General features: G+C 66.6%; 20 protein-coding genes and 1 pseudogene. 11 read left to right on the top strand and 10 right to left on the bottom strand.

Annotated features, from left to right (window positions below; translation table 11 throughout):
• Positions 1–48: 48 nt before the first annotated feature.
• On the bottom strand, positions 49–663 hold the full coding sequence (locus ACSQ89_RS21460; RefSeq protein WP_436294996.1) for a LysE family translocator: 615 nt from the start codon (positions 661–663) through the stop codon (positions 49–51).
• 94 nt (positions 664–757) lie between these two features.
• Between ACSQ89_RS21460 and ACSQ89_RS21455 the strand changes: the two genes are divergently transcribed.
• The 10 genes from ACSQ89_RS21455 (at position 758) to ACSQ89_RS21410 (ending at position 13,121) form a co-directional block, all read left to right on the top strand.
• Complete coding sequence (locus ACSQ89_RS21455) at positions 758–1,858, top strand: GlxA family transcriptional regulator (RefSeq protein ID WP_244504092.1); 1,101 nt, start codon at positions 758–760, stop codon at positions 1,856–1,858.
• Between the two features lie 86 nt (positions 1,859–1,944).
• Entirely contained in the window at positions 1,945–2,454 is a 510-nt protein-coding gene (locus tag ACSQ89_RS21450; RefSeq protein WP_436294997.1) for a sigma-70 family RNA polymerase sigma factor, read from the top strand.
• 48 nt (positions 2,455–2,502) lie between these two features.
• A complete protein-coding gene (locus ACSQ89_RS21445; protein ID WP_436294998.1) occupies positions 2,503–3,543 on the top strand; it encodes a FecR family protein in 1,041 nt (346 codons plus the stop codon).
• 99 nt (positions 3,544–3,642) lie between these two features.
• Complete coding sequence (locus ACSQ89_RS21440; RefSeq protein ID WP_436294999.1) at positions 3,643–6,021, top strand: TonB-dependent siderophore receptor; 2,379 nt, start codon at positions 3,643–3,645, stop codon at positions 6,019–6,021.
• 23 nt (positions 6,022–6,044) lie between these two features.
• Positions 6,045–7,358, top strand: coding sequence for a lysine N(6)-hydroxylase/L-ornithine N(5)-oxygenase family protein (locus tag ACSQ89_RS21435; RefSeq protein ID WP_436295000.1), 1,314 nt, complete (start codon positions 6,045–6,047; stop codon positions 7,356–7,358).
• A gap of 11 nt (positions 7,359–7,369) precedes the next feature.
• Positions 7,370–8,590, top strand: coding sequence for an MFS transporter (locus tag ACSQ89_RS21430; RefSeq protein ID WP_093111257.1), 1,221 nt, complete (start codon positions 7,370–7,372; stop codon positions 8,588–8,590).
• Complete coding sequence (locus tag ACSQ89_RS21425; protein WP_436296369.1) at positions 8,580–9,185, top strand: GNAT family N-acetyltransferase; 606 nt, start codon at positions 8,580–8,582, stop codon at positions 9,183–9,185. Before ACSQ89_RS21430 ends, ACSQ89_RS21425 begins: the two co-directional genes overlap by 11 nt.
• Positions 9,182–11,065, top strand: a complete 1,884-nt coding sequence (locus ACSQ89_RS21420; protein ID WP_436295002.1) for an IucA/IucC family protein — start codon at positions 9,182–9,184, stop codon at positions 11,063–11,065. The genes ACSQ89_RS21425 and ACSQ89_RS21420 overlap by 4 nt, the downstream gene beginning before the upstream one ends.
• Positions 11,062–11,862 carry a siderophore ferric iron reductase gene (locus ACSQ89_RS21415; protein WP_436295003.1) on the top strand — a complete coding sequence of 267 codons (801 nt, stop codon included), beginning with the start codon at positions 11,062–11,064 and terminating at the stop codon, positions 11,860–11,862. The genes ACSQ89_RS21420 and ACSQ89_RS21415 overlap by 4 nt, the downstream gene beginning before the upstream one ends.
• A 65-nt stretch (positions 11,863–11,927) precedes the next feature.
• A complete protein-coding gene (locus tag ACSQ89_RS21410; RefSeq protein ID WP_093111264.1) occupies positions 11,928–13,121 on the top strand; it encodes an aromatic ring-hydroxylating oxygenase subunit alpha in 1,194 nt (397 codons plus the stop codon).
• On the opposite strand, the gene ACSQ89_RS21405 is transcribed toward ACSQ89_RS21410, so the two are convergent.
• The 6 genes from ACSQ89_RS21405 to ACSQ89_RS21380 form a co-directional block, all read right to left on the bottom strand.
• Positions 13,076–14,569 (bottom strand): carotenoid oxygenase family protein, encoded by a 1,494-nt coding sequence (locus ACSQ89_RS21405; protein WP_436296368.1) that lies wholly within the window; start codon positions 14,567–14,569, stop codon positions 13,076–13,078. The two genes, ACSQ89_RS21410 and ACSQ89_RS21405, sit on opposite strands and share 46 nt — an antisense overlap.
• A 7-nt stretch (positions 14,570–14,576) precedes the next feature.
• Positions 14,577–15,014, bottom strand: coding sequence for a DUF2141 domain-containing protein (locus tag ACSQ89_RS21400; protein ID WP_436295005.1), 438 nt, complete (start codon positions 15,012–15,014; stop codon positions 14,577–14,579).
• Positions 15,015–15,137: 123 nt separating this feature from the next.
• Positions 15,138–16,205 carry an AI-2E family transporter gene (locus ACSQ89_RS21395; protein ID WP_436295006.1) on the bottom strand — a complete coding sequence of 356 codons (1,068 nt, stop codon included), beginning with the start codon at positions 16,203–16,205 and terminating at the stop codon, positions 15,138–15,140.
• Positions 16,206–16,242: 37 nt separating this feature from the next.
• A complete protein-coding gene (locus ACSQ89_RS21390) occupies positions 16,243–16,947 on the bottom strand; it encodes a GntR family transcriptional regulator (protein ID WP_436296367.1) in 705 nt (234 codons plus the stop codon).
• A 22-nt stretch (positions 16,948–16,969) separates the two neighbouring features.
• Positions 16,970–18,304: a C4-dicarboxylate transporter DctA gene (locus tag ACSQ89_RS21385; protein WP_436295008.1), complete on the bottom strand. Its 1,335-nt coding sequence runs from the start codon at positions 18,302–18,304 to the stop codon at positions 16,970–16,972.
• Positions 18,305–18,823: 519 nt separating this feature from the next.
• Entirely contained in the window at positions 18,824–20,197 is a 1,374-nt protein-coding gene (locus ACSQ89_RS21380) for an amidohydrolase family protein (protein WP_436296366.1), read from the bottom strand.
• A gap of 696 nt (positions 20,198–20,893) precedes the next feature.
• Between ACSQ89_RS21380 and ACSQ89_RS21375 the strand changes: the two are divergent.
• Positions 20,894–21,043: pseudogene (locus ACSQ89_RS21375) on the top strand (YebC/PmpR family DNA-binding transcriptional regulator); the annotation flags it as partial.
• A 505-nt stretch (positions 21,044–21,548) separates the two neighbouring features.
• Here the strand turns inward: ACSQ89_RS21375 and ACSQ89_RS21370 are convergent.
• The 3 genes from ACSQ89_RS21370 to ACSQ89_RS21360 form a co-directional block, all read right to left on the bottom strand.
• A complete protein-coding gene (locus ACSQ89_RS21370) occupies positions 21,549–22,559 on the bottom strand; it encodes a methyltransferase (RefSeq protein ID WP_436295993.1) in 1,011 nt (336 codons plus the stop codon).
• 77 nt (positions 22,560–22,636) lie between these two features.
• Positions 22,637–23,614 (bottom strand): cupin domain-containing protein, encoded by a 978-nt coding sequence (locus ACSQ89_RS21365; protein WP_436295992.1) that lies wholly within the window; start codon positions 23,612–23,614, stop codon positions 22,637–22,639.
• Positions 23,615–24,214: 600 nt separating this feature from the next.
• Positions 24,215–24,733, bottom strand: coding sequence for a phosphotransferase-like protein (locus ACSQ89_RS21360; RefSeq protein WP_436295991.1), 519 nt, complete (start codon positions 24,731–24,733; stop codon positions 24,215–24,217).
• Positions 24,734–24,771: the final 38 nt, after the last annotated feature.

The following is a 24,771-nucleotide window of genomic DNA, read 5'->3' as shown; positions in this document are numbered from 1 at the left end:
GACGTCGCTCAGCAGGGATGTCTCAGATCGGTGGTATCGGCCAATTGATCAGGGGCCCAGTGTCACGCCGGCGCCGATCAGCACGAACACGGCTCCGAAGATCTGGTTGAAGCGCTTGCCGCTGTGGTGCAGCCAGCCGCGCATGCTGCTGGCCAGCAAGGTCATCAGAAGTTCGACAAAGAACTCGATGACGGCGAATGTCGCGGCCATCACGACGAACTGCGTCACGAGATCGCGATGCGGGTCGATGAAGGGCGGCAGGAACGCGACAAAGAACAGAACTGCCTTGGGGTTGGTCACCGCAGACAGGAAGCCCTGGCTGAAGAGGCTCCATCCGTGGCGCGGCCGCTGCCGCTGCGAAGCGACCTCGAGTGCAGGCGGCGGCGAGCGCCACACCTGGATGCCCAGCCACACGAGGTAGGCACCGCCGAGCCACTTCATCACCGTGAGCGCCTGTGCCGAAGCGTCCAGCACGGCACCGATGCCGAACATCGACAGCGCGAGCACGAGCACGAAGCCGAGCACGCCTCCGCAAATCGTGAACAGCGTGATGCGCCGCCCGTAGAGCGCGCCGTGCGTCAGCGCGAGCAAGCCGTTGGGGCCGGGCATCAAGGCCAGGCCGGTGGCTGCTGCCAGATAGATCAACCAAGTGCCGAGCGCCATGATTGCGAATCCGTACGAGTGAAGGAAAGTGGATGCACTGTCACACACCGTGGGTCAAACACCGAAGTAAGATTTGGACGTGTTACCAGCCGATTTGGACATCGCCAGAACCGCGGTTCGCAAGCGACCCGGCCGCGTCGTGCTGCCGCCTGCGCAGGCGAAGCCCATCGCGCCGGACGTGCGCGTGCTCATCCTTCCGCTGCCGGATTTCGCGCTGCTGCCCTTTGGCGGCTTTCTCGACAAGCTGCGCTTCTCGGCCGACGATGAGGACTACAGCCGGCAGCGCCATTGCCGCTGGGACATCGTGGGCCTCAAGGCCGGCACTGTCACTTCGAACAGCGGCGTGGAGATCTCGATCCAGCTCACGCCGCAGCAGGTGCGCTGGTCCGACTACGACTACCTCGTCGTCTTTGGCGGCCGCAGCGCCACCGACACGCGGCGCCGGGCGCGGGCCTACGCGTCGCTTGTCAAGGGCGCGGTGCGGCATGGGCTCACGCTCCTGAGCATGGACAACGGCTGCTTCCTGCTCGCAGAGCTTGGGCTGCTGGACGGGCACAAGGTCGCGCTGCATCCGCGGCACGCACTGGAATTCGAGGCCGCATTCCCGCGCATCCCCATCAAAACCGAGCAGCTCTATCTCTTTGATGGCAAGCGCATCACCTGCGCAGGCGGCAGCGCCGCGATCGACGTGGCCGTGGAGCTGCTGGTGCAGCACTGCGGCCGCGCACGCGCGCTCAAGGGCCTGGCTGACATGCTGGTTGACGAGCCGCGCGCAAGCCGCCATCTGCTCAAGTCGCAAAGTGCCGAGCCGCAGGTCGGCCGCTACGTCGGTCGCGCCATCGGCCTGATGCGCAAAAGGCTCGCCAGCACGTGTTCGGTCGCTGATATCGCGAGCAGCGTGGGCATCAGCCGGCGCCAGCTCGACCGCCGCTTCCTGCAGCAGTTCGAGCAGACCGCGCAAGCGTACTGGCAGGAGATGCGGCTGCAGCACCTTCGCTGGCGCTTGCTCAACGCCGATAGCAGTCTTGCCGCGCTGGCCGACGAAATCGGCGTGCGAGACGCAAGCTATGCCGGCAAGCTTTTCAGGCGTCGCTTCGGCATGAGCACGGGGGACTTCAGGAAAGAGGCCGAGAGGCAAAGAGTCGAGGCGGCGAATGCATCGCCTGCGCTTTCGCGACGCGTGAGGCAGCGCTGAGGCCTGCAGGCCCTTCGCGGATCGGTCATACGGATCGTCCATAATGAGAATGACTCTCATTTGCTCTCCATTGCCAAAGTCGATTTGTGCTCGAGCGCTACTACCAGGAACTGCTGAATTTCTGCTCCCGCACGGCGCGCAACCGCGATGCCGCGGCCGATCTGGTGCAGGAAAGCTATGCGCGCGTCCTCGCGGTGCAGCGCTCGGGGCAGGCGGTGCCCGAGCCGCGCGCGCTGCTCTATCGCACGGCGCGCAACCTGCAGATCGACCAGTACCGCCGCAGCGAAGTGCGCGGCGAGGCGCTGCAGCCGGATGCCGAGGAGGCCGCCCTCGATCTCGACGAACTGGCCGCGCCGCGGGCCTTCGAGCCCGACATGGCCGCCGCCTCGGGCCAGGCGGTGAGCGCCATGCTCGCCACCATCGACGCGCTGCCGCTGCGCTGCCGCGAGGCTTTCATCCTGCACAAGTTCGACGGCCTGCCGCATGTAGAGGTGGCCGAGCGCATGGGCATTTCGCGCAAGATGGTCGAGCAGCACATTCAACTGGCCATGCAGGCCTGCCGGCGCTGCAAGAACGCACTCGATGGCACGGCATAGGGTTTAAGGCCGCTGGTGCGTCTACATGAAGGAGCCGAATACTGCGCCATGACCACACAGCCGCCAGCCGAACCGCCAGCCGCGTCATCCGCAGAGCCCGAGAGCACGGCTCTGGATTGGCTCGTGCGCCAAAGGGGCGGGGGCTTCGGTGCCGCCGACGAAGCCGCGCTCCAGGCCTGGCTGGCTGCGGATGAGGCCCACGGCAAGGCCTTCGCGCGCTGGCAGCGCGACTGGGATGCGCTCGATGCGCTGCCGGCGGAGGGCGTGCGCAGCCTGCGGAAGAAGCTGGCGGGGGACAAGGCCGCGGCGCAGGCGCGATCGCATCGCCGCGCCTGGTGGCACCAGCTGACTGCCCTGGTGCCGCAAGGGGCCGCCGCCGCAGCGGCTCTCGTGGTGTGCTGCGGCGGCTACCTGGCCTGGAACCACTGGCAGCAGCCGGTGTTCGCCCAGAGCTTTGCCACCGCGCGCGGCCAGCAGCTCGAGCTGACATTGCCCGACGCCACCCACCTGCGGCTCGACACCGCGAGCCGTGCCGAGGTGATCTTCCATCGCCGGCGCCGCGAGCTGCGTTTACCCGAGGGCCAGATCGAGCTTCAGGTCAAGTCCGATCCCTCGCGTCCTTTCGACGTGTGGGCGGGGCCGCTGCGCATCACGGTCGTCGGCACCCGTTTCTCGGTGCGCCACACACCCGGCATCGCGGGCAACCAGAACGTGCGCGTGGCGGTGGAGGAGGGCCGCGTGCGCGTGGCCGGCGATGGCGCCGCCGTAGAACTGAGGGGCGGCCAGCAGATCGTCAGCGATGCGGCAGGCCGGCTCGGCGCTGTGACTGCCGTGCCGGCCGCCGGCATCGCCCCCTGGCACGACAGCCGCGTGAGCTTCGACAACGCGTCGGTGGCGCAGGCGCTGGCCGAATTCGAGCGCTATGGCCCCGCGAAGCTGATCGTGCGCGACCCGGCTGTGGCTGCGCTGCGGGTCACCGGTACTTTCGATCCGCGCCGGCTCGACAACTTCTCGCGCGCACTGCCGCAGGTGCTGCCGGTGCGGCTGCGCGAGCACGAAGGCATGACGGAGATCGTTTCGGCCAAGTAATCGCAAAGCGAAAAAAACTTTGCGGCCCACCTGGGGTTTCGCAAAGCCGGTGCGTCTACATGGGAAGGATTCTTATTTACCTTTCCCGCAAACGAACGCATGCCCTGCCCCCGCTTCCACGCCGCGCCGCTGGCTCTGTCCGCGGCATTCGCCTTTGCCGCTACCGCCGCGCACAGCCAAGCCTCCACCCCGGTGCCGATCAGCATCGCGGCGCAGCCGCTGGCGCAGGCGCTCAACGACCTGGCGCGCCAGACCGGGCTTGAACTGATGGTGCCGCCCGCGCTGGTGGCGGGCAAGACGGCGCCGGTCGTCTCGGGCCGGCTGACACCCCGGCAGGCGCTGGACCGCGTGCTGGCCGGCAGCGGGCTGACGGCGTCTGTCGACGGCAATGCCGTGGTCGTCAAGGCGGCGCCGCCGACATCGGATGCCGCGCGCTTGCCGGTGGTGACGGTCAGCGCCAACGCGGAGCAGGACAGCGCCACCGGCGTGAACGGCTACGTCGCCAGGCGCAGCGCTTCGGGCTCCAAGACCGATACGCCCATCATCGAGACGCCGCAGTCCATCTCCGTGGTGACCAAGCAGCAGCTGGAAGACCAGAAGCCGCGCGCCATCAACGAGGCGCTCAACTACACGCCGGGCGCCTTCACCGGCCTCGTGGGGTCCTCCAACCGCTACGACTACGTGGCCCTGCGCGGCTTCAAGGACAGCAGCGTCGACAGCACCCTGCTCGACGGGCTGCGCATGCTGAGCGATCAGGGCAGCTACACCTCGATGCAGGTCGACCCCTATTTCCTGGAGCGCATCGACGTCGTGCGCGGGCCGGCCTCGGTGCTCTACGGGCGCGCGTCGCCGGGCGGTGTGGTGGCCCTGACCAGCATGACGCCGCAATTCGAGCCCCACCGCGAAGTCCAGCTCACCGTCGGCAACCGCAACCGCCTGGAGGGTGCGGTCGACCTCACGGGGCCCGTCGATTCCAACGGCGTGGCTGCGTTTCGCGTGACGGCGCTGGCGCGCAAGCTGGACTCGCAGTTCGACCACGTGAAGGAGGAGCGGCGCGCCATCGCGCCTTCGCTCTTGATCAAGCCCTCGAAGGACACGCGCCTCTTGCTGCAGGCCTATCTCCAGGACGATCCGGAGGGCAGCTACCACAGCGGCGTGCCGGCGGACGGCAGCATCAACGCCAAGCACAACGGCCGCCGGATCTCGCGCTACTTCTTCGATGGCGATCCGAGCATCGAGAAATACCATCGCACCCAGCGTTTCGTCGGCTACCAGTTCGAGCATGCTTTCGGCGAGCAGCTGAAGTTCCGGCAGAACTTCCGCTACGTCACGGCGGACACCACGCTGCGCCAGGTCTACGGCTATGGCTGGGCGAGCGCCGACGAGTTGACGCGCTTCTACTCCGGCGCCCGCGAATCGACGCGCGGCCACACGATCGACAACCAGCTCGAAGGCCGCTTCCAGACGGGCGCGGTCGAGCACACGCTGCTCGCGGGCCTGGACTACCAGAAGCGCCAGGTCGACGGCAGTTGGGAGTCGGGAGGCGCGTTGCCGATCAACGTGTTCGCCCCCGTCTATGGCTTCCCCGGCCTGAGCGACGTGACGAGCTTCCCGATCGACCGCCGCTTCGAGCAGACCGGCTTCTACCTGCAGGACCAGATGGCACTGGGCCGCTGGCGCCTCACGCTGGGCGGCCGCGAGGACCGGGCGAAGGCGTCGAACCAGATGGGCACCGGCGCCCCGGCGCAATGGAGTGGCTCCAAGTTCACCAAGCGCGTCGGCGCCGTCTACCTGTTCGACAACGGCGTCGCGCCCTACGTCGGCTATTCGGACGGCTTCAATCCGGGCCTGCGCAACGACCGGCAGGGCAACATCCTGCCGCCGGCCGAAACCGAGCAGGTGGAGGCCGGCGTCCGCTGGCAGCCCAAGGATTCGAACACGCTGCTCTCGGCGGCCGTGTACGACCTGGAGCAGAAGAACGTCGCCACGCGTCCGGTGGGCGCCGCCTACTTCGAGGCTGCCGGCAAGGTGCGCTCGCGCGGGCTGGAGCTGGAGGCGCGCTCGCAGCTGACGCGCGACGTGTCGGTGCTGGCGACCTACACCTACACCGACATGAAGTACATCGAGTCGCCGGACGGCTTCACCGGCAAGACGCCCTATCAGGCGCCGCGCCACATGGCTTCGGTGTGGGGCGACTGGAGCTTCGCGCCGGGCTACACGGTGGGCGGTGGCGTGCGCTATGTGGGCACCAGCTGGGTCGACAACGCCAACAGCTTCAAGGTGCCCGCGTACCTGCTGGTGGACCTGATGCTGCGCATCGACCTCGGGCGCCTGAACCCGTCGCTCAAGGGCTCCAACCTGCGCCTGGCCGCGAACAACCTTTTCAACAAGTCGTATGTGGCGTCGTGCATGAACCAGGACTACTGCTACTGGGGCGACGCCCGCAACGTGACTGCAACCTTCACCTACCAGTGGTAGGGGAAACAAGGAGATGGCGTGCAATGAGACAAGACATTCATGAATTCATCGGAATCGGGCTCGGGCCCTTCAATCTGAGCCTGGCCTGCCTGGCGCAGCCCATTGCCGATCTGAACGGCATCTTCCTCGAGCGCAACACGGAGTTCAGCTGGCATCCGGGGATGCTGATCGACAACACCACGCTGCAGAACCCCTTCCTGGCCGACCTGGTGAGCCTGGCGGACCCGAAGAGCCGCTTCAGCTTCCTCAACTACTGCAAGGAAGAGGGCAAGATCTACTCGTACTACTTCCGCGAGAGCTTCTACCTGACGCGCGCCGAGTACAACCGCTACTGCCGATGGGCCGCGGCGCAGTTGAGCAACGTGCGCTTCGAGTACGAGGTGCAGGAAGTCGTCCACGACGCCGAGCGCAACTGCTATGTCGTGACCGGCGTGCGCGGGCCGAAGCGCGAGCCTTTCGTCCTGCGCGGCCGCAAGCTGGTGCTGGGCGTGGGCTCCAAGCCGCTGTTCCCCGCCTGCTGCAAGCCGAGCGAGCACCGCTATCTGCACACCGCCGACTACATCGAGAGCAAGGCGCAGCTGCAGCAGAAGCGCTCCATCACCATCGTCGGCAGCGGCCAGAGCGCGGCCGAGGTCTATCACGACCTGCTCAAGGAAGCCGAGGCGCACGACTACAGCCTGACCTGGATCACGCGCTCGCCGCGCTTCTTCCAGATGGAGACCACCAAGCTCACGCTGGAGATGTTCTCGCCGGACTACATCGACTACTTCTTCAACCTCGACGAAGAGAAGAAGGAGCGCATCGTCCGCACGCAGGACAGCCTCTACAAGGGCGTCAACGCCAGCCTGATCAACCAGATCTACGACCTGCTCGACGACCGCCGCACGCGCGGGCGGCTCCGCACGCACCTCATCACCAACTGCGAGCTGCAGGACTGCCGCTACGACGCCGCCGGCGGCAGCTACGAGATCGAATTCCGCCAGCTCGACTGCGAGGCGCGCTATGCGCACCGCACCGAGGGCCTGGTCTTCGCCACCGGCTACCGCGAGAACATCCCGCCCTTCATCGAGGGCATCCGCCATCGCCTGCGCTGGGACGAGAAGGGCCGTTACCGGCTGGCGCGCAACTACGCGGCGGACTTCAACGGCAACGAGATCTTCGTGCAGAACGCCGGCCAGCACACCCACGGCATGACCAACCAGGACCTCGGCATGAGCTGCTGGCGCAACTCCTACATCCTGCATGAGCTGACGGGTGTGGAGCACTACCGCATCGAGCGGCGCATCGCGATCCAGGATTTTTCGATTCCCGCGAGCGCGGATTTCGTCAGGCTCTGAAGCGGAACACCATGAGCCTCAGATTTCACATCATCGCGATGACGGTGCTGGCCGTCATCAGCGACGCCATCCTGATTCCTTTCTATCCGCAGTTCTTCAGTGAACGCTACGGGCTGGACAGCGCGGTCCACGTGGGCGCCTACGTGGCGGCCATCTCGATCGCGGTGATGTGCACGCTGCCGATCTGGGCGCGCGTGGCGCGCCGCGTCGAGCCTCTGTACCTGCTGGTCTACACGCAGTTCGCCGCCGGCACTTTCAGCCTGCTCTGCGACTGGGCGCCCGACGTCGAGACGTACTGGATGCTGTCGATGCTGATGTTCATGTGCAAGAGCAGCTACCTGCTGATGTACCCGTACATGATGCGCCTCACGCCCAAGGACGAGCACGCGGCCACCATCGGCGTGCTGTCGGTGGTGGTGCACTTCGGCGCCATCTTCGGCGCCGTGGTGGGCGGCCTGGTGCTCGAGGCCTGGGGGCCGCGCGCCAGCATCTATGCGATGGCCGCCGGCGACTTCTTCCAGATGGCGGTCTGCATGTACCTGATCCGGAGCGGCAAGATCGTGCGCGTCAACAGCGGCGAGCATGCGCAGGCGGCCGCCGCCGCTGCTGCCGCGCCGCGCCGCTTCGACTGGCGTGCCCGGCTGCCGATCCTGCGGCTGGCGCTGGTGATGCTGCTGTTCGACTTCAGCGCCTACCTGATCCGCCCCTTCTTCTCGGTTTACTGGCAGAAGACGACCGGCTACGACAGCGAGCTGATCTCCGGCATGGCCTTCGCCATCCCCGGCGTGGTCGCCATCGTCGCGCTGCGCCTGCATGCCCGCATCCGCGCGCGCGGCGGCCGGCTGCCCGACCACACCGTGGGGAACCTGCTGCTGGGCATGGTCGGCCTGCTGCTGCATGCCGCGCCGGACCCGGTGTGGATCGTGCTGGGGCGCGTGCTGTACGGCTGGGCGCTGTTCCAGATCATCGTCAAGCTCGAAGTCAACCTGTTTCGCCTGTCGACGCCTGAGCGCTATGCGCACGACTACAGCATCACCAACTTCTTCCAGAACCTGGGGGTGCTGCTGTCCTCGTTCGCGGCCGGCGCCATCGTCGATCGCTACGGGCTGCACCTGCCCTTCCTGCTGGCGGCGGGTGGCTTCGTGCTGACCGCGCTGCTGGATCGCCTGATCCTCAACGTGCCCAGCGCCGATCATGTGGCCAAGCTGGAGGTGCCGGCCCATGCGAATTGACAGCGTCCACCGCCGCGCCGAGGCTGCGCTGGCGTCGTACCGCGATGCGGAGGGCTTCGTGTTCCGAGCGCTGCGCATTCCGCAGGACGTGCCGATGCTGCACCGCTGGTTCACGCAGGAACGCGCCGCCTTCTGGCTGATGCAGGACAAGACCGAAGACGAAGTCCGCGAGGCCTACCAGGCCATGATGGATTCCGGCACCGCCACCGCCTACATCGGCCTGCACGAGGGCCGGACCGCCTTCCTGGCCGAATGCTACGACCCCGCGCACGACCGCATCCGCAGCTTCTACGAGGTGCGGCCCCGCGACCTGGGCATGCACATCTTCGTCGGGCCGTCGGATGTGCGCATTCGCGGCTTCACGCGCGCCGTGTTCCACGCGCTGATGCGCTTCATGTTCGCCCACCTGGGCGCCGAGCGCATTGTGGTGGAGCCGGACGCTACCAACCAAAAGATCCACGCACTGAACCGGTCGGCAGGCTTCGTCTACGACCGCGACGTTGTCTTCACCGAGAAGATCGCCAGCCTCGCCTTCTGCACCCGGCGAGATTTTGAACAGGCCACGGCCGCCACCCTGGAGGAAATCCATCCATGAACCTCACCCTCGTGAACCAACTCTCGCAACGCCCGGCCGAGGCCGCCGCACACCTGACGCCGGAGGTGTGGGCCCAGGCCAATCGCCTGCTGCTGCGCAAGGCGATCGCCGAATACGCGCACGAGCTGATCGTCGAGCCGGAGCAGCTGAAGCCGACCACCGGCGGCTTCGCGCTCTACGAGCTGCTGTCGGACGACGGCGCCGTGCGCTATCTGTTCGAGGCGCAATGCCTGGCACTGCGCCATTGGCATATCAAGCCGGAGTCGATCCGCAAGCTGGTGGGCGACGTCGACGAGCCGCTCGATGCGTTGCAGTTCATCATCGAATGCCGCCAGCGCCTGGGTATCCGCGAGGACCTGCTGCCGATCTACCTCGACGAGATCAGCAGCACGCTGTTCGGCAGCGCCTTCAAGCGCATGAAGGCCGATGCGCCCAGCAGCGCCGAGCTCGCCGACGCCACGGACTTCCAGACCATCGAGGTCGGCATGACCGAAGGTCACCCGGGCTTCGTCGCCAACAACGGGCGGCTGGGCTTCAATGCGGTCGACTACCGCGCCTATGCGCCGGAGGCCGGCTCCGACATCCGCGTGATCTGGCTGGCCGTGCACAAGGACAACGCCGCCTTCGCCAGCATCTCCACGCTGAGCTACGAGCAGCTGCTGGCCGAGGAACTGGGTGCCGAGACGGTCGGGCGCTTCACCGCCCGGCTGCACGAACTGGAGGTCGACCCGGCCGACTACTACCTGATGCCCGCGCATCCGTGGCAGTGGTTCAACAAGCTGTCGATCGCCTTCGCCGGCTACGTGGCGCGGCGCAAGATCATCTGCCTGGACTACGGCGACGACCGCTACATCGCCCAGCAGTCGATCCGCACCTTCTTCAACACCAGCGACCGTTCCAAGCGCTATGTGAAGACCTCGCTGTCGATCCTGAACATGGGCTTCATGCGCGGCCTCTCGCCTTACTACATGTCGGGCACGCCGGCCATCAACGAGTTCATCAAGAAGCTGGTGACGGACGACGAGTTCCTGCGCGCGAACGGATTCACCATCCTGCAGGAGGTCGCCTCGATGGGCTTCCGCAACCACTACTACGAGGCCGCGATCCCGCTCGATACGCCCTACAAGAAGATGTTCTCGGCGCTGTGGCGCGAGAGCCCGCTGCCGCTGCTGCAGCCGGGCGAGCGCCTGATGACCATGGCCGCGCTGCTGCATGTCGACAAGGACGGCCATGCGCTGCTGCCCGAGCTGATTCGCCGCTCCGGCCTGGGCACCGTGGCCTGGCTGGGCCGCTATCTGCAGGCCTACCTGACGCCGCTGCTGCATTGCTTCTATGCGCACGACCTGACCTTCATGCCGCACGGCGAGAACCTGATCCTGGTGCTCTCCGGCCAAGTGCCGGTGCGTGCCATCATGAAGGACATCGCCGAGGAATGCGCCATCCTCGACATCGCGGCCAAGGCAGGCCTGCCGGAGCGCGTCGATCGCATCGCGGTGGATGTGCCGGACCATTTCAAGCTGCTCGCCATCTTCATCGACGTGTTCGACGGCGTGCTGCGCCATATCAACCAGGTGCTGGTGGAAAACGACTGCTGCAGCGAAGACGAGTTCTGGCGCGCCGTGGCCGACTGCGTGCACGACTATCAGGATGCGCACCCGGAGCGCGCCGCCAAGTACGCGCACTACGACATGTTCGTGCCCGAGTTCCTGCATTCCTGCCTGAACCGCCTGCAGCTCGGCAACAACGTGCAGATGGTGAACCTGTCCGACCCGGCCTCCAGCCTGAAGATGGCGGGCAACCTCGCGAACCCCATCGCCAAGTTCCGCCGCCGCCCGGCGGCGCAGGCGTCATCGGCCGCGCTGGCGGAAAGCGTGGCGTGACCCTCGGCATGCAGGCGAGCGCGAGCGGTTCCGTCGTTGCCGGCGCGATGCCGGCCGCGCGGCCCGATCCGGACCTCGCCCGCATGCTGCGGCTGGCGCAGCGCATCGTTCCCGGGTTGTGCGGCACGCAGGGCAGTGAGGTCTCGCCCGGCGCGCTGCGCGAAGGCGACCAGACAAGCCTGCGCGCGCTGTGCCGCCACTGGGCCGAGGCCTATCCGGAGGCCGGCGCGCACTACCGGGCGCTGCGCTGCTGGGGGCTGGCGATCTGGCAGCCGGTCTATCTGAGCGTGATCGCCGCGCACCAGGACACGCACGTGCCGCGGCTCGCCGGTCTCGCGCAGCCGGTGGCCGAGGGTTTTCCGCGCGGCTTCCAGCTGCCCGTCCATGCGCCGGTCACAGGGAGCGCATCGGCGCGCATGGATGCCGCGGCCGCCGAGCTGCGCGTGTTCTGCGATTCGATGCGCGCGGCGCTGGCACCCTCGGTGGCGCTGCATGCGCGCGCGGCCGATCGCCTACAGGCCGAATGCGTGCTCGGCGCCTTGCTGCTGGTGCATCGCCACGCGCCGGCCTGCAGCGACAGCGAGCTCGCCGCACTCGGCGTGGCCTGGCTTGCGCGCCTCGGCATCGCCGGCGGCTGCGGTTTCTTCGCCTACCGGGCGCGCGACGGCACGCCCGCGCTCGCGCTCGACCGCAAGGTGTGCTGCCACCACTTCCGCCGCCGCGACGGCGAGCAGTGCAGCACCTGTCCCAAGCTCCCGCTCGACACGCGAATCGCCCGCCTGCTGGCCGATTCCTGATCCATTCCCGCGATGCGCCGCCGCCGGCCTGGCCCGGTGCATCCCGTCACGCCTTGGAGATTCCGATGAACGATGTCGCACGCCTCACGCATGTTCTGCCGGCGTCCACGCAACTGCCCGTCGATGCCTACTTCGACCCAGCCCTGTTCGCGCGCGAGCAGGAACTGATCTTCGATCGATCGGCCCGCTACGTCGGGCACGAGAAGACCGTCCCGCAGGTCGGCGACTGGCGCCGGCTCGCGCAGGAGGGCGGCGGCCGCGTGCTGGTGCGCAACGCCGAGGGGGTGACGCTGATGTCCAACGTCTGCCGGCACCGGCAGGCGCTGATCCTCGGGGGCGAGACCGGCGACGTGCGCGGGCTCGCCAACCCCAGCGGCAACCTGGGCGCGACCGGCGGCCACATCGTCTGCCCGCTGCACCGCTGGACCTACGACGACCGCGGCGAGCTGCTGGGCGCGCCGCAGTTCGAGCCCAAACCCTGCAAGAACCTGCAGCGCTTCGGCTTGCGCAACTGCCAGGGCCTGCTGTTCGAGGGCGCGCGCGATCCGGCGCAGGACATGGCGGCCCTGTTCGCGCGGCCGGAATTCGATTTCTCGGACTACGTGCTCGACCATGTCGAGGTTCATCAGTGCAACTACAACTGGAAGACCTTCATCGAGGTGTACCTGGAGGACTACCACGTCGCGCCGTTCCACCCGGGCCTGGGCGCTTTCGTCAGCTGCAGCGAGCTGCACTGGGACTTCGCCGACTGGTACAGCATGCAGCGCGTCGGCGTCCATCAATCGCTGAGCCAGCCCGGCTCGGAGGTCTATCGCACCTGGCACGAGCGCCTGCTGGACTACCGAACCGGCGCCGCGCCCGATTTCGGCGCGGTGTGGGTGACCTATTTCCCGACCCACATGATCGAGCTCTATCCGCATGTGCTGGTGCTGTCGACGCTCTATCCGAAGGGGCCGCAGGACACGGTCAATGTCGTCGAGTTCTACTACCCGGAGGAGATCGCTGCCTTCGAACGCGAGTTCGTCGAGGCGCAACGCGCCGCCTACATGGAAACCGCCAGGGAAGACGACGAGATCGGCGAGCGCATGGACGCGGGCCGCCGCGCGCTGCTCGAGCGCGGCGTCTCGGAGGTGGGGCCCTACCAGTCGCCTTTGGAGGACGGCATGTGGCACTTCCATGCCTGGTATCGGCAGATGATGGGGCCTGCCTTCCTTCAGGCCGGCACGAAAGCCCCGTGCAAGCCTAGCGGCAACGCATAGGGCAGCGTCGCCTGCGCCACCGGCCCGGCAGCCAGCCGATCGGCCGCAAAGCACGACAACAGCGTTCGCTTCTGCGCGATGTCGAGCACGGTGCCGAGGATCCAGCCCGGGCCCGTGCCGTCGGGCACGAACAGGTGTTCCTCCACCATCGCCTGCGGGCCGTAGGCGAAGCGCTGGCTGCGGCCGGTTTCGACATCGGTGCGCGCGACGGCGCCGAAGCCGGGCTGCTCGCGCTTGCCCTGCGTCGCATGCACCACGCTGCGATGGCGCAGGCCGACGCGGCGCGGGTCGATGCGCGGGAACTCGGCGTCCAGCGGCAGCGCCTCTTGCGTGGCCTGTCCGGTGGCGAGATTCAGCGTGGCCACGGTCAGGTACGGATCGGTGCTCTTCACGCGGCGAGCGCGCATCAGCTCGCGGTTGGTGGTGAACACCGAGCTGGCGTTCTCCGAGCGCACGTAGTCGATGTGGATCCGCGTGCCGCGCGGCGTGTTCTCTTCCCACGCATTGCCGACGTGGAACAGAAAACCCGCCGGCAGCGTGAGCAGCTGGCGCCGGTCCCAATTCTTCTTGTCGACCACCAGCGCGCGCATGCCGAGCTCCGGGCGCCACACGTGCGCATCGAGAAAGTTCGCGCCGGCCTCCTTGCGCTTGACGTCGTAGACCAGCGGCGGCATCAGGAAGACCAGGTGCTGCTCGGTGACGGCGAAGTCGTGGACCATCGGCAGCTCGGCCACCGGCACCACGGCCGCGCGGCGCAGCGCGCCGTCGGGTGCGATCTCGTAGAGCGCCAGCAGCCCCTGGCCGGAGCCGACGCCGAAGTTCCAGATCGTTCCGTCCGGGTCCACCCTGGGATGGGCCGAGAAGGGCATGCCGGCGAGGTCGGGGCGCCAGGTCTTCAGGCCCAGGGTGTCGAGCGTGCGTGCGTCGACGCGCGTGGCCGATCCGCCTTCCCACAGTGCGAGCACTTCGCCCGGGAGCGGCAGCACGCTGGTGTTGGCGACATTGATGCTGTCGGCCGAAGCCGGCGGCTCGACGCCCGGCGGGATCGTGCCGAAGGCCTCGGTCAGCCGGCGGCCGGCGCGCACTTCGGCCACGCGCTTGGGCGTCTGGACGTAGCGGCCCTGGTGATGGACCTGCGTGCCTTCGATGACGAAGCGATGCACCATGCCGTCGCCGTCGAACCAGTGGTGGTAGCGCTCACCGCCCAGGTCGTGGCCCGTCGGGCCGATGCGAAAGAGCGTGCCCGCGACCGCGTCGGGGAAGCGGCCGCGCACCGCGGTGCGGGCGAGCGGCAGGTCGGCCGGTGGCGTGGCGAAGCCGATCTTCCAGGGCGCATCGGAGGCTTCGAAGTCGGCTTGCCAGCTGTCGGTGCCGGCATGCACGATAGAGGTCAGCAGGGGAGTGGCGCCGGCCGATGCGAGCAGGCGCAGGAGTTCGCGTCTTAGCATCTCCGCCTCAGCGCAGGTGGATGACGGTCTTGAGATCGGCATCGACGCTGAACGACGCGGCATCGAAGCCCGGCGCGGCGCGGTTGCCCTTGGCGTCGTTCGAGAAGCCGTAGCGTTCGGTCGGCATGCCCATGGGGTTGGTGTCGAGCTTGCCGTTTCCGTTCTCGTCCGCGAACACTCGCAGCGCATAGCGTCCGGGCGCCAGGCCAGGGAAGGCGAGCCGGGCCGCGCCGGCGCGCAGCGGCATGGTCTGGGCCGCCAGCGCCTTGTTGCCGGCATAGCCTTCGGCGCTGTCGAACAACGCGACATAGAGCGTGGCTTCGGTCGCCGGACCGTCCACGACGCTCAGGGTCAGGTCGGCGGCGAGCGCGCCCAGCGGGGCGACCAGGGCGGCGGCGCACAGGGCGCGCACGCCGGGGCGGGGCAGGGGAGCAGAAGGATTCATTAGGGCCTCGTCGGAAGTGGAGGCCCGAAGATCGCGCGGCCGCCGGCTGCTGCCCAGCGCCATGCGACGGAATGCAGAATGCGCGCGCCAAATGCGAGAGCGGCGGGCGAAGCGCGCCCGGATTCAGGTCGGCGGCTCGTCCTGCTCCTCGTTCGACGAGGAGAACAGGTCCCAGGCGGCCAGGAATAGCGCGGCGATCACCGGCCCGATCACGAAGCCGTTGATGCCGAAGAGTGCCATGCCGCCGATGGTGGAGAGCAGCACGATGTAGTCGGGCATCTGGGTGTCCTTGCCGACCAGGAGCGGCCGCAGGATGTTGTCAACCAGCCCGATCACGACCACTCCGAAGACGATCAGGAACACGCCCTGCCAGATCTCGCCGGTGGCCAGGAAGTAGAGCGCCACGGGCAGCCAGATCAGCGCCGCGCCCACCGCCGGCAGCAGCGAGAGAAAGGCCATCAGCACGGCCCATAGCAGCGCGCCCTGCACGTCCAGGAACCAGAACGCGAGGCCGCCCAGCGCGCCCTGCACGGCCGCGACCGCCACGTTGCCCTTGATGGTGGCGCGGATCACGGTGGTGAACTTGTTGAGCAGGTAGTGCGTGTGCGGCCGCGCCAGCGGCAGCGCCTCGCGCACCGACTTCGACAGCTCGGTGCCGTCGCGCAGCAGGAAGTACAGCAGGTACAGCATGACCGCGAAGCTGACCAGGAACTCGAAGGTGTTCTGCCCGATGTTGACCGCCTGTGTCGCGATCAGCTGGGTGCCCTGGGCCGCGCCCTGCGAGAGCTTGGCCAGCAGCGCTTCGATGTTGCCGAGGCCGAATCGGTCCAGCAGGTTGAGCAGCCATTGCGGCAAGGCGGCCGCGATCTGCTGCAGGTAGCGCACGAAGTTGATCTCGCCCGAGCGGATCTTCTGCGCCACCAGCGACACCTCCTGCACCAGCGAAGCGGTGACCATCGTGAGCGGGATGATCACGATCACAAGGCAGATCGTGAGCGTGGCGAGCGCCGCTAGGTTGCGCCGCTTGGGCATCTCCCTGAGCAGCCGCTTGTAGAGCGGCGTGAACAGGATGGCCAGCGCCACGCCCCAGAGTACCGCGCCGGAGAAGGGGGCCAGGATCCAGAAGAAGGCGGCCGTGACGGACGCCAGCAGGAACAGGAAGATGCCGCGCTGGAGTTGGGGTGAATTCATACGCCGGCTACTGTAGCCGACCGGGTTTGCCGTTCCCTCAGCGCGACGCCCTTGGGAGCGCCACCGGCGCCAGCGTGGCGCGCAGGCGCTCGTCGGCGCCCGGCGCGGCTTCGGCTTCGACTTCGACCTGCAGCGCCTGCTCGACGTTGCCGATGTGGTCGAGCATCAGCTGCCGCGCGCGCTTCGTGTCGCCGGCCTCCAGCGCGGCCACGATCGCCGCATGCTCGGCGCACGATTGCCCGGCCTCGTGCTTCGACTGGAACAGCGTGGCCGCGAGCGTGGTGCGGGCCGTGAGGTCGCGCAGCACGTCGACCAGCAGGCGGTGGCCCATCTGGTCGGCCAGGCAGACATGGAAGTCGGCCAAGAGGAAGGCGCGCGTCGCGGCATCCGCGCCGGCGATGGCGCGCTTCTCGTCGGCGATGTGCTCGCGCAGCTTGCGGATCACCTTCGAGAGCGGCCGTCCCGCCTCGGCGAGGATGCCGGCCTCGACGATGCGGCGCGCGGCGAAGGCATCGCGCGCCTCTTCGGCCGAAGGCTGCACCACGTACCAGCCGCGGCGCGACTGCACCTCGACGAAGCCGCGCGCCTGCAGCTGCATCAGCGCCTCGCGCACCATGGTGCGGCTGACGCCGAAGTTCTCCGCCAGGTCCTGCTCGCCGAGGCGCTCGCCGGGCGCGAGCTTCTGCGCCAGGATGGCTTCGACCACGCGCTCGGCGATGGTGGTGGGCGTGACGTCGGTCATGGCGAGGGCTTGTGAATGAGCCCTAGTGGGCGGCGTGGGCGGCGTGCGCCGCGGCGACCGGGGAGTCGGGCTCTGCCAGCGGCTCGTCCTCGGGCGAGTGGGTGCCGTTCAGCACCGCATGGGCGCGCTCGCGGTCGATGTCGCCTTCCCAGGCCGCGATCGCGACGGTGGCGACACAGTTGCCGATCAGGTTGCCCAGGGCGCGTGCGATGCCCATGAACCAGTCGACCGAGAGCACCAGCACCAGCCCGATGGCCGGGATGGCGGGAATCGCATGCAGCGTGGCGGCCAGCACCACGATCGCTGAACCCGGCACGCCGTGCGCGCCCTTGGATGTGACCAGCGCGATCGCCAGGATGGTCAAGAGGTCGGTCATCGAGACCGGCGTGTTGGTCGCCTGCGCAATAAACACGGCCGCCAGCGTGATGTAGATCGAGAAGGCGTCGAGGTTGAAGGAGTAGCCGGTCGGGATCACCAGGCCCACCGTCGAGTCGCGGATGCCCATGTGGCGCAGCTTGGCCATGATCTGCGGCAGCACGCTGTCCGACGAGGTGGTAGCGAACACGATGGTCAGTTCCTCGCGCAGGTAGCGCAGCAGCTTGACGAGGCTGAAGCCCGAGAGCCGCATCACGAAGCCCAGCACCACGAACACGAAGACGATGACGGAAGCGTAGAACAGCGCCACCAGCATGCCCAGCTGCTTGAGCGAGCCGATGCCGTACTTGCCCACCGTGAAGGCGATGGCGCCCAGCACGCCCAGCGGTGCCAGCTTGATGATGATGCCCATGATCTTGAACAGCACCAGCGAGAGCGTGTCGACGAAATCGCCGACCGGCTTGCCGCGCGGGCCCAGGAGCGCCAGCGCGCAGCCGAACAGCACCGCGAACAGCAGCACCTGCAGCACGTCGCCGGTGGCGAAGGCGTTGACCACCGTGGTCGGGATCAGCTTCATGAGGAAGTCGACCGTGCCGCCGCTGGTGAGCTTGTCGGCGTTCGAGGCATAGGCGCTCATGGCCGCAGCGTCGAGCGCGCCGGGGTCCACGTTCATGCCCACGCCGGGCTTGAACACGAAGGCCAGCACCAGGCCCATGGCCAGCGCGATGGTGGTCAGCACCTCGAAGTAGATCAGCGACTTGACGCCGACCCGGCCCACGCGCTTCAGGTCGCCTGCGCCGGCGATGCCGTGCACCACCACGCAGAACACCAGCACCGGGATGATCATCTTGATCAGCTTGATGAAGCCGTCGCCCAGCGGCTTGAGCTTGACGGCGAAGTCGGGAAAGAACAGGCCCGCCAGCACGCCGAGCACCAGCGCGATGACCACCTGACCGAAGAGCGATTTGGCGAAACGGGGCATGGGGGATCTCCGTGTTTGGTTGCATGCAAGAGATCAGTAATCTTGCATACAAGCAATGTAGGCAAGATCCGGCGTTTTTCTGTGGGGGTATTCCCGGGGTTGGGGTGCACCTGAAGAAGATTGTTCTGTGAGAACAAACTCGTAGTCGGGGAAATAAAGTCGTAGTCCGTGGAATAAAGACGTAGAGCCGTGCCTTGCAAGCTTGCGCCTTGCGGAGGGGCGTTTCGTGTCACCGCGGCTCAGCGGTGTCGCACGGGGGCGTAACAAGCTCTGGACGGTGACCTTGGCTGCGTTCTGGTCCTCCTCCAGGGGAGCCTTTGACGGAGGTCGCTTCAAGGCACGGTTGGCCATTGAGGGGAGTTGTTTGATAGGCCGCGTGCACTGCGCCCTAAACCTCTACCGCTTTAGACTGATTGCGGCCACTCGCGCGGCGTCGGTCGAACGACGGTTCGAGTGGAAACCAGTCGTTGAGACGGACCGGGTGAGAGCGTCTTCCGCCAACAGTCTCCCCTGCGCTGCTCAGCCAGCGGGATCGCACACCCTGAGGAACTCGCGTCGCGTCTTTGGCCCGTAGGTCCTGAAGTGAGGATCGGGTTTCTCCAGGTAGGCCATGCGCTTTCGGGCGACCGAGTCGCGGGCGGTGTATCGCTTCACTTCCGTCGGCGTCAAGCCGTACACGTTCGCGGCGTTGAGACCGAATATCTTGGCCCGCAGCGCAGGCGTCATCTCGGGATAGCCATGCCGTTCGCGCAGTTCCGCCGAGATCTGGAACGTCCGGAAGGCTTGGATCTGGTCCTGCGGTGAGCCGTACCAGATCGAATCCGTGCCCCACAGCACGTTGTTCTCGCCGCACGCGACGATCAGTTTCCCCATGGCGTGAGCCGCCTGTTCAGGGTCACGCATCAGGAAGCGCCACGTGCTGCCCAGCTCCGCATAGACGTTGCTGTTCGGCTTGACCTGGTGTTTGCGCAAGGACGTAATCAGCGTGTCGATGCCGTCGCTCTTACCGCTCGCGTCGTAGGCCTTTTCGGTCACCGTGCTGACGAAGCCCGAGTGATAGATCAGGAAGTTCACGTCCGGGTAACGCCTGGCGACGACGCCGATGTCGCTGCACTGGCTGTGCTCGTAGGAGCGTGGTCCGAACGGCAGCCCTTTGTGGATGCAGATGTTCTTGACGCCCAGTGCGCGAGCCTTCTCGATGAACCGGATGCCGACGTCGTCGTGCAGAAAGTAGCCCTTGCCGTTCGGTCCATACTGCGTGTAGGTCTTCCAGGCGCTGATGCCCCACTTCTCGTGCAACTCGTCCATGCCCTCGAGGTCTCCGGGCTGGTTCGGGTTGACGCGTCCATGCAGCAGCAGCCGGTGCGTTCCCTCGAGCTTGTCGACCAGCCTGCGGACCTCGTCGGCGGCCTGGATCGTGACCGGTTCGGCGTCGCGAGCGGAGGGCACGAAGGACAGCACCATCACGTCGGTGTCGCTGTCCATGAACACGTCCTTGAGGAAGACCTCCGCGCTCTTGGAATTGCCTTTCGGCGTGTCGATGAAGCGGCCCTGGACGTCGAGGATGAACTCCTGCCTGGCGGGGCCGACCTGCGCGCGCGCGAGCTGCATATCCAGCACGGCGTCGCGGGGCAGCTCGAAGAAGCCGCCGGTCCTTCCGGCCGCGGCGTTGGCCGCGTTGAAGGCCAGCAGCGTGCTGGCTGCGCCACAGGACGAGGTCAGGAACGCTCGCTTCGAGCATCCCAGCCGCTTCGCGTTGGTTGCCGCGGCCTCGTGTGCGAGGCGGTTGGCTTCGATGTTCGCCGGCCACAGCGACACCGGTGCGAACTCGCCATTCGAGGTGCCGTCGAGCTTGATGGGAAGGCGCTTGCCCTCAGGGTCGCTGTCATGCATGGTGGTCCCCCGGTTTGATCAAGAAGCCCCGCCGGCCCGCCAACGGCGCCATGAGCCCCCTTGGTTTCGACAAAACCTCCCGATTCTGCTCCGCGCCGCGGGGCTCGGCCCTAGAACACAAGCTAGGCACGCCCGCGGGCGGGCTGTGCTGTGCGTAGAACGCCTCGAGCGTGGCAAGAAGACTGAAGGCGGACGTTCCGGGTCCGGGGAGCGGAAGATCGCTACGGCCTGAAGCGGGCCTCGATCTCGTACGGGGGCTGATGGGCCAACCTGGATGTCGTGGTCAGCTATCCACCGCGCGTCGTCCGCGCCTTCTCGAGTTGCTTGAACCCGCCACTCCCTCTTGTCGGCGAACTTACGACGCAAGCCCCAACGTCCTGATCAGGTTCGACTCGTATCGCGCGCACGCGGGCAAGCTGAACCCATTTGACCCGGACTCAAGGTCAGCAAGCAGCTATTGAGCCGTCAGTGGAAGCCCGCGAGCCAAGGACAGCAACCGCTGCAAGCTGCTCGTCGATCAAGAGCGTAGGGCTCGAGCGGGCGCACGCCGGCGAGTTGAGGCGGCCTTCAGTGCCGCCGGGAGGCAATTCGGCGGTCTGGCCCGACTGGATCTGTAGCTGCCCTCGTGCCGCGGTCCTTTGGGCCTGCGGCAGAATCCTTTACCCGCGGCAAAGCCGAGACTCAAGGAACATCCACATGGGCGCGCAATGGAAAGCCAAGCACAAGGACCTGGCGGCCAACGCCAAAGGACGCTTGTTTGGCAAGCTCGCGAAGGAGATCATGATCGCCGCGCGCAGCGGGGCCGATCCGGCATCGAATGCGCGGCTGCGACTGGTGGTTGAGCAGGTGTCGATCGGCGCCCATGATGGTTCCGCCGACCGTTTGCGCATCAAGGTGTTAGGCGCCGGTTCCGCACGCTACCTTGAACCCGCTGGTCACCACACTTTGAATTTTCGGGCGGGTTTTTCACCATAGATTGAATTTTCCGGTTGCCAGGCCGCGACCTGGTCGCGGGTTGACTGGCGCTGCCGACGACCGCTTTCCGGCAATCATGATGTCCGCTGGCCGGCTGGAATGGGCCCATTGCTGACGGTCGCGGTCATGAGGACCTGCCACTCATCGCGCCGAGTCAGCTGACGTCGGCGGACACCAGCGAGCGGCTGCTTTGCGACGAGCTATCTACGTCGCATTGATGGTTGATGTCCCATGAGCTCGGGCAGCGAATGGCATGTTGAACGGCGCATCGTTGGCCTTCCTTACTCACTGGAGGTCATACATTGCCGATGTCGCCGGTATGCATCCATCGACGCTGGTCTCCGGTCTGTCCCGGTGGCCATTGAACACACCTGGGCTACGCGGACGCCGCCTCAACGATGGAAACCGCGGACTCCGTCGGAATCACGCGCATGGCCACGAATCCCGACGCAGAGAGCAGGCTCTCAAACTCCTCTCGGCCGCGCTCCCGCGCGCTGCCGAACATCGCCATCATCTGGATGTCGAGCAGATAAGCCGTGGGCCGGCCGCGCTGGGGATCGGGCTCGAGAAGGTGCTCCACGATCAGCAGGCGGGCCTTCGCAGGCATCGCGGCGCGGCAGTTCTTCAGGATGCGCACGCAGTCCTCGTCCGGCCAGTCGTGCAGCACGCGCACGAGCAGGTAGACGTCCGCGCCGGCCGGGACGCGCTGCAGGAAGTCGCCCCTCTGCACCTCGATCCGCCCGTCCAGGCGTGCCGCGGCCGGAATCGCTTCGACGACGTCGTCACGGTCGAGCACGAGACCGCGGGCGCGCGGAAAGCGGCGCAGGATGTGGCGCAGCGTCTCGCCATTGCCCCCGCCCACATCGACGATCAGGCCGGCGCCCGAGAAGTCGTATGCCGCGGCGATCGCCTCGTGGCGGTCGTCGCGCATTCCGGCCATGAACGCATCGAAGAGCCGGGCTTCGTCGGGGTGCTGCATCAGGTAGTCGAAGCGGCTCGTCTGCCACGCCGCCTGATGGGGAATGCCGCCGGTGAGGGCGGCATCGAGCTCGCCCCATGCCCTCCAGGATCCCGGCGCGGCCCAAAAGCGAGCCGCAGTGCGCAGACTCGTCGGCGCGTCGGACCGCAGCAGGCGCGAGCGCGGCGAGTGGCTCACCTGGCCGTCCACGGTAATGCGAAAGACACCGAACGCCGCGAGCGCTCGCAGCACGCGCAGCAGCGGCGCGGATTGGACGCCGCATTCAGAGGCCAGGTCGTCCACGTTCCGCGCGTCGTCATCGGAAAGTTTGTCGGCCACCGCCAAGTCGGCCACTAGCCGCAATATGCGGGAGACCTGGAAGCCGCGGATCAGCAGGTCGAGGGCCTCGACGTCGTTCTGCATGCTCATGGCTACCTCCTTGGACATGGCGCGACTCATTCGACACTATGCGCCGTCGATGCCGGATGTATTCCGGAGATGGTGGTTCACGGTGAAGGCTCGGCCCGGTACAGACCCACCGCCTTGAGCAATGGCCTGTCCTGCGCACTGAACAGCAGTGCCGGCTCCGATCCCGTGTTGCCGTGTGCGTGCCGCGCCATCGGAGGCACGACGAAAAAGTCACCCGGCTCCCACTCCAACCTGTCATCGTTAACTGTCGTAAACCCATTGCCGCTGATGACGTGGTAGACCGCACAGCTCGTCTCGCTGTGGGCTTGAGTCCGCGTCCCGCTTCGCAACAATTGCAGGTAGCAGCCGACGGTGGGCCGCAGCGAGCCGCCGCTCACCGGATCTGTGTACTGGAGCATGACATCGTCGAACGGATCCGATTCCTTCTCGGCGAGACTCAGGAGGGCGGCGTACGCCTCAGACCAGGGATGAAAAAGATCGCGCCCGGGGCTGCGTATCTCTGTCTGCCGGTCTTCTGGATACGCCTCGTAGGTCAGGTTCTCCAGAAACCGCACAACCTGCCAGTCGAGGATGTCCATCCAGATCACCGGCTGCGCGCCTGTGTTGCCGTGGTCATGCCATGCCATGCTCGGCGTCACGACCAGATCGCCTGGTTGCATAGCGCATAGCTGGCTGTCGACGGTCGTGTAGGCGCCTTCGCCACGCAGCATGAAACGGATCGCGCTCGGCGAATGCCGGTGCGCGGGAGCCACTTCACCGGGCAGGAGGTACTGCAGCGCCACCACGAGGCTATGCGTGGCGGTACGCTCCGGGACGCCGGGATTGCGCAGCCTCAGCACTCGGCGCTCGGCGCCTCGGTGCAGGCTGAGAAAGTCGCTGCTCTCCCGCAGCAAGGGTTCGATCTCGCGCCATCGCCACAGATGCACCTGTGTCGCAGTCGGTTTGGGCGGGATCAAAGGGCCGGGGCGCGACCATGGGGCGTCGAGACCCGCCGCCTCCAGTTGAGCACAGTAGATGTCAAGCTTATTGACCGTCTGCGTCGCGTCCATCGTCATGGCTATGCACCTCCGAGCACCGGAATTGCAGTGTATTCCCCAGCGCTGTTTCCGGCGATGTCCCGCCCGCTGTTGCCTGTCCTGAAGGCCGCTCCCGTTTGGCTGTCCTCCAGCGGAGGTCCGCTCTCGGCCGTTGAGTTTCGGCAAGGCGCCCGCCATCGTCGCTTTCGCCGATTCGAACGGCAGGTATGGAGCGCAAGGACGACTGTCTGTTCATGGCCGACTGTAGCCGGTCAGCTCGCAGCTCGAACTGCTGACCTATGGGGCAAAGCCAGAAAAGCGAAAGAATGCCCGGAGGATGAGACTTTGCACAAACCACCATTGGCCTACCAGCAAGCCCGTGATTACTCCAGCCATGGGCCAGACCTTCGTGCCGGCCTGAAAGAGAAGTCGCGCCGCGAGCAAAACACTCACGACCCCCAGCAAAGACAGGTACGTGTAATACGAACTGGTGTTCCAAAGAGTCTCAGAAGCCAGAATGGTGAGGCAAGACGCACAGGCGAACGGCCCCCAAAGTTTGACTTGTTGCAAGGTCATAAAGCTGATTTTTCGAGGCTGGGTCGAACTTCCGCTAGTGGCCGGCTGTGGCCGGTCATCGCGCTAAAGCGTGCGGCGACCGCCTTCCATAAAGCGTCGAATCACGGCAGCGCCTTCTTGCGGAGTGCGGGTCGATGTGTCGACCACCACGTCGTATGGTCGCGCAAAGGCTGGATGACCGAGCTGCTCCCGCGCCATGCCGGTGGCTCGGTCTTCACGGAGGCTCTCCCAATGCTCAAGGGTGTCAAGAGGGGCCTGTACGCCGACCAGGTAAAGCGGACGAGCAGACAAGACCTCAAGGCATGCCTGCAGCTCCACCTCATCACGCAGCACCGTGTCAAAGATGATCTCAAAATCCGTGTCGACCAGTCGTTGCAGTGTGGAGCGCAGGTTCTCGCAGTGAATGCTATATGCCAGACGCTGTTCATCAGGACTGCGCATATCGCGACGCCGGGACATCGTCACGAATGCATCCAAGGTCACGTGGAACGAAGGGACCTCGGCACAGTCCTGAAGGGCTGTCGCAATGCTCGATTTTCCCGCGCTGGTCGGTCCGTGCAGGACGATGGCGGAGGGCTGCATAGTTCTCCTGAGTCTAGACCCTGCTTCTATTGGCCGGT

This window comes from Variovorax sp. LjRoot175 (assembly GCF_964253805.1).
In the GTDB taxonomy this organism is placed as follows: Bacteria; Pseudomonadota; Gammaproteobacteria; order Burkholderiales; family Burkholderiaceae_C; genus Variovorax.
The sequence above is the reverse complement of the archived record's forward strand: the minus strand, read 5'-3'. Positions and strand labels throughout refer to the sequence as shown.